Origin of the sequence: Snodgrassella gandavensis (genome assembly GCF_914768025.1) — a bacterium.
GTDB lineage: Bacteria > Pseudomonadota > Gammaproteobacteria > Burkholderiales > Neisseriaceae > Snodgrassella > Snodgrassella gandavensis.
This window is the reverse complement of record NZ_CAJZCE010000024.1, coordinates 1-4,944: the sequence shown is the minus strand read 5'-3', so window position 1 is coordinate 4,944 and position 4,944 is coordinate 1. Positions and strand designations below refer to the sequence as shown.

Below are 4,944 nucleotides of genomic sequence, written 5' to 3'. Positions count from 1 at the left end.
CCTACGCTTAGTGACAATAAAATACCGGATGGTGGGAAATGTAAGACTAAAGATGTTGAAATAAGTGATGCAAATATAGGAGGGGCACCAAATTTCCCTGATGATGATGATACTAAGAGTCAGCAAGATAAAACACTTGATGATACTATTAAGGACTCGACTATGGGATCAAAAACAAAAGGTTCAAGCACACAATATATACGCAATAAACAAGGGTGGGAACAAGCACAAAAAGATTTTGAAAGTTTAAATCCTAGCAATGTTCAAAATGTGGGTAGAGACGGTAAAATTGTCATACGTGGTAATCTTAAAGATGGTAGAACAGTATCAATTCGTCCGCATAGTTCTGGTGATCGACCTACTATGGAAATAAGGCCTACTAAAGGTAAAAGAGTAAAAAAAATTAGATATTGAAAGGCTATATATGAGAATTTGTAAGCAAGATAACTATCTTTATAAAGATAAAATTGAGTTTATTCAAGGCATCTTAAATAAACATTGCGTGGTTTCAAAAGATTTTATTGATAAAAAAAATTGGATAGCAATGCCTGTACCTGAAAATCTTGAAATCATTGAGTCTGAATGGTTGTCAGATGCAATTCATAGATTTGGTTTCACTACTTATGAACAATATATTATTGGAATCGATAATAATATAGAGTTTTCAGAAATCATTAATAATCAAGAAAATATTTATAAGAGTGAGTATGGTTATTTGGATAAGTGTGTTATTTTAACCAATAAGAATATTGATTTTTTGTATTATAAAGATATAAATAACTTATATCATATATTTGCTGGTACTTTCGATTTTGTATACAGTTGTGTTCAATGTAGTAAGCTCTTATGTAAAGAAATTTATACTGAATATCGTTTTCAATATATGAAAGATTCTCCAGAGTATAAAAAGTGTGAATATATATGGAATTTATATCAATAAATTAATTTAATAGTATTTAGTTTTAAATCCTTGTCATATGGCAGGGATTTATATATATATTAAAATTGTGAATAACTAGTATGTAAATAAAAGAGGTTTTTAATGAATAAGCTATCATCTAGAGAGCTGCTGTTCGAAAATGAAAAGAATTTTTTTGAATATGTTTTAAACGCAGATAAAGGAATTTCCAAGCAATTTATTACTGATAAAGAATGGATAGCAATGCCTTGTGCAGGTTATCTTTTTTCTATCGAATCTGAGTGGCTTTCTGATGCAATTCATCGGATAGGATCTGATAAATATTATCAATATTTATTTTATGATGATAAACTTGAAAAATCATTACAACTTGTAAATAATAGCGTCAATATAAATTTGAGTGATTTAAATTATTCATATTGTTATACAATTATCACTAACGAAAATGTAGATTTTATTTATTATAGGCATGAATGGGGTTTATATCATTTATTTGCCGGTACTCCAGATTTTGTTTATAGTTGCGTACGTTGTAGTAGAAAGCTAAGTAAAAAAATATTTTTTGAATATTGTTTTAATGATGCTGACAGCGCGATGGATTATGAAAAATGTCGTCGTGCTTGGCTTTTATATCAAGGAGATGATTTAGAATGTTAAGAAAGACCTGCATATTTATCCTATTTAATAGGAGTTAGAATTGCTAAATTTTAATAAATTTGATATCGATACAAGAGATAAATTCGTTATATAGTGTTGATTATTTTTGAGTAATAGTTTTAAAATCATTTACCACGCGATAATATTATACTGGGGTGGCATACACCAATTTTATACCATAAGCCTACAAGAGAGTCTACTAGCCGAACTGGATCAGAATGGCAAAATGCGCGTAGCGTACGGTTGGCAACCAGACAGCGACTGGGGTACCAGCTCCTTATGGCAGACTAACCTGAGCGAAGGCCAGAGCCTGAAAAATGCCAGCTATCACTACCTGATAAACGACCATCTGGGCACCCCGCAACTGGCTATAAACAGCACCGGAGAACAGAGCTGGAAAATCAATAGCGATGCATTTGGCAACAGCGAACTGGCCGCAAACAACCAGATCACCATGAACCTGCGGTTTCCCGGACAATACTACGATGCAGAGACCGGACTGTCATACAACTACTTTCGTGATTACGATGCGAAGACTGGGCGGTATATCCAGAGTGATCCGATAGGGTTGGCGGGAGGAATAAACACCTATGGTTATGTAGGTGGGAATCCACTGGTATATAGTGATCCGACTGGGGAGATTGCTCCGGCGGTAGTTGCAGGAGCAGGAGTTGCAACAGCAGGGATACGACTATGTGCAGCCAATCCAGCTTGCAGATATATGGCAAAAGAAGCTATAAGATGGGGTATTAGATGGGGCGCTAAAAGTTTAATTACACCCCCAATACTCAGTGATAAGGCAGATGATGACTGTAGAGATGAAAATGTAGAAATAAATGACGCAAGTAGCCATAATATAATAGGAGGGGCATCCAATCAGCCGGATACTGATGATAAGCAAAACAATAAAAATTCTGAAAGAAAATTACCTAAAACAAAAAAATTAAGAGAAAATTTGAAAAACAATGGTTTACAAGGAGGTACTGATAGTGCGGGTGGTTATGAAAAATGGGTTAAAAATTCTGATCAATCAAAAGTTTGGATAAAACCAAGTGGAGAAGTGATTAGGCTTCAAAGAGTCTGGAGAAAAAATGGGTTGAAAAAGTATAATGAAAGACAAAATTACTGGGGTGGTAGATTAGAGGATCAATCTCATTCAACAGGACATTTTGTAAAATAAATTATGAGGGTAAAAAATGAAAAAGATAGAAGATGTAGGCTTAGGAGATATTAAAATACTAGAATATGGTAATGATATCTCATTTGAATTGACAAGTGTGTATAACAATGGTGAGATTATAGGTGAAATTATATGCAAGAATGTCAAATATATTTCAATAAAAAATGACGACTTTGATGCAGGCAATGGTTTCCAAGGTAGTTATATACCTATAATTATAGTCCAAAATTTGGATAACATTTTAACGGACGAGCAATTTATATATTTTTCAAATCACTCTACTGATAAAATTAAAGGATATATGATGACATTTGGAGAATTCTCAATTCAATGTAAAGTTATTTGTCTTGATATTATATTTAATATTTCGGAGAAATTTAAAGATATAATTATTGACGAATAAATTAATATTAAATTTTAACAAAAGATTTTAACTTAATTTAAAAGTTAAAGCTTTTTAGGCAGCTCATTGCAGTAGTAACAGAATGACTTTCTTATAGTTCCAGAGTCCAAGTTTTACGTCTCTCTTGGTAGGCACCATAGCTTTTTTATGATTTCCTCCTGAAGTTGAAATTTTAAACTCAGCTCGGCAAACATTTGCTTAAGCTTGCAGTTTTCAGCTTCCAGTTACTTTAAACGCTTAATATCAGCGGTTTCCATACCACCGTATTTATCACGCCATTTATAGAAAGTTGAATTTCCCATGCCATATTTACGGCAGAGTTCTTTGACGGGGATACTGGCTTCAGCTTCTTTTAAAATAGCTACGATCTGATGTTCAGTCATTTTTTTCATGTTTAAATCCTCTGTGGGTTAATGGAGAGAATTTTATACTTTTGCACTGTACTATTTTAAGGGGGAGTTACAGAGAGGTTATAAATAAACTGAATCGTGAAAATAATTATATAATTTACACTTTAAAAGTATTATTATAGATGCAAATAAATTTAATAGGATGATTATAATGATATCATTATTTCAGTTATGTTATGTAACCTATTCTTATCATGGTAATAAGAATATAGCATTAGAATCTCCTGATTCAGAAGATTTTGATGCTGAAATAGGCCAAGTATTAGGGGTTTATAGTACTTATGATATAGCTTTGGAAAGGAAAAAAAATTTTTCAAAAAGTTATTATCTAAGTAATTTGAAAAGACTAGAAATTTATGAAACTGTTTTAGATGAGGATTGGTGGCGTGGTGGATTTGTCACTATATAATCTGGTAATAGAAATTTTAAATGGTGTTAAATATGACTGAAAACAAAGTATATACTTTAGTTCATGCTAAGGAAACAAAACAGAATGGTTTAACAGAATTCGAAATTGGCACTTTTTCAACATTAGAAAGAGCACTTGAGGAAAAAAAGAAACGGGAAAATGTCTCAGGTTTTAAAGATTATCCAAAAGGTTTCAGAATAGAGGTGTTTATAATCGATAAAGATTTTTGTCAAGAAATCATTTATCTCTAGGCAAAAGTTGATGTTAAAAAAAGTTTAGCAGGTGGATCCACTGGATCGCTTAATTCTGGTAAAACCAGAACAGGAAACCTCGGAGCAGCGTGCTGAATCTTAAAGCTATGATGGCATGTCATTGGCAATCGAACTGGCAGTGCCTGACAGGCAGGAAAATGGCAATACAATCAGCAGAATCAACTGATGAAATGGGGAGGAGGAAAAGAACAGACCAGCCTGATCTATACCACCAATAGCCAGCTGGCGACAAAAGAAAACGCCAGCGGAAAAATAGCCAGCTACCAGTACGAACCATATGGCCGGCGTATCAGCAAAACCGTAAACGGCGAGGCCACCTACTACATCTATAGCAGCGAAGGCCTGATAGCCGAACTGGAATAGAATGGCAAAATACGCGTAGCGTATGGCTGGAAGCCAGACAGCGAATGGAGCACCAGCCCCCTTATGGCAGGCCAACCTAAACGAAGGCCAAACCCTGAAAAATGCCAGCTATCACTACCTGATAAGCGACCATCTGGGCACTCCGCAACTGGCTATAAACAGCGCCGGAGAACAGAGCTGAAAAATCAATTGTAACTACCCCCTAAAATAGTACAGCCTTGAAGTAGAAAATTCTCTTCATTAACCAACAGAGGATTTAAACATGAAAAAGATGACTGAACATCAGATCGTATCTATTTTAAAAGAAGCTGAAGCCGGTATTCCTGTCAAA

General features: G+C 34.2%; 9 protein-coding genes and 1 pseudogene. 9 read left to right on the top strand and 1 reads right to left on the bottom strand.

The window, feature by feature from the left end; genetic code table 11:
- From MJ764_RS11200 to MJ764_RS11180, 5 genes and pseudogenes are all read left to right on the top strand, one after another.
- A pseudogene (locus tag MJ764_RS11200) lies at window positions 1–414 on the top strand (hypothetical protein); the annotation flags it as partial.
- A gap of 10 nt (window positions 415–424) precedes the next feature.
- Window positions 425–940: a hypothetical protein gene (locus MJ764_RS11195; protein ID WP_239327085.1), complete on the top strand. Its 516-nt coding sequence runs from the start codon at window positions 425–427 to the stop codon at window positions 938–940.
- A 102-nt stretch (window positions 941–1,042) separates the two neighbouring features.
- The gene (locus MJ764_RS11190) at window positions 1,043–1,576 is read left to right on the top strand and encodes a hypothetical protein (RefSeq protein WP_239327083.1); all 534 of its coding nucleotides are present in this window, start codon (window positions 1,043–1,045) and stop codon (window positions 1,574–1,576) included.
- Between the two features lie 226 nt (window positions 1,577–1,802).
- A complete protein-coding gene (locus MJ764_RS11185; RefSeq protein ID WP_239327081.1) occupies window positions 1,803–2,756 on the top strand; it encodes an RHS repeat domain-containing protein in 954 nt (317 codons plus the stop codon).
- 16 nt (window positions 2,757–2,772) lie between these two features.
- The gene (locus MJ764_RS11180) at window positions 2,773–3,159 is read left to right on the top strand and encodes a hypothetical protein (protein WP_239327079.1); all 387 of its coding nucleotides are present in this window, start codon (window positions 2,773–2,775) and stop codon (window positions 3,157–3,159) included.
- A gap of 224 nt (window positions 3,160–3,383) precedes the next feature.
- Here MJ764_RS11180 and MJ764_RS11175 read toward each other — a convergent pair whose 3' ends face one another.
- Window positions 3,384–3,551, bottom strand: coding sequence for a transposase (locus MJ764_RS11175; protein ID WP_239327077.1), 168 nt, complete (start codon window positions 3,549–3,551; stop codon window positions 3,384–3,386).
- Window positions 3,552–3,720: 169 nt separating this feature from the next.
- On the opposite strand from MJ764_RS11175, the gene MJ764_RS11170 reads away from it, so the two are divergent.
- From MJ764_RS11170 to MJ764_RS11155, 4 genes are all read left to right on the top strand, one after another.
- Window positions 3,721–3,978 (top strand): hypothetical protein, encoded by a 258-nt coding sequence (locus MJ764_RS11170; protein ID WP_239327075.1) that lies wholly within the window; start codon window positions 3,721–3,723, stop codon window positions 3,976–3,978.
- A 32-nt stretch (window positions 3,979–4,010) separates the two neighbouring features.
- Complete coding sequence (locus tag MJ764_RS11165) at window positions 4,011–4,229, top strand: serine kinase (protein ID WP_100150725.1); 219 nt, start codon at window positions 4,011–4,013, stop codon at window positions 4,227–4,229.
- Window positions 4,230–4,415: 186 nt separating this feature from the next.
- On the top strand, window positions 4,416–4,613 hold the full coding sequence (locus MJ764_RS11160; RefSeq protein ID WP_239327073.1) for a hypothetical protein: 198 nt from the start codon (window positions 4,416–4,418) through the stop codon (window positions 4,611–4,613).
- A 22-nt stretch (window positions 4,614–4,635) separates the two neighbouring features.
- Window positions 4,636–4,794 carry a hypothetical protein gene (locus tag MJ764_RS11155; protein ID WP_239327071.1) on the top strand — a complete coding sequence of 53 codons (159 nt, stop codon included), beginning with the start codon at window positions 4,636–4,638 and terminating at the stop codon, window positions 4,792–4,794.
- The last annotated feature ends 150 nt before the right edge of the window (window positions 4,795–4,944 follow it).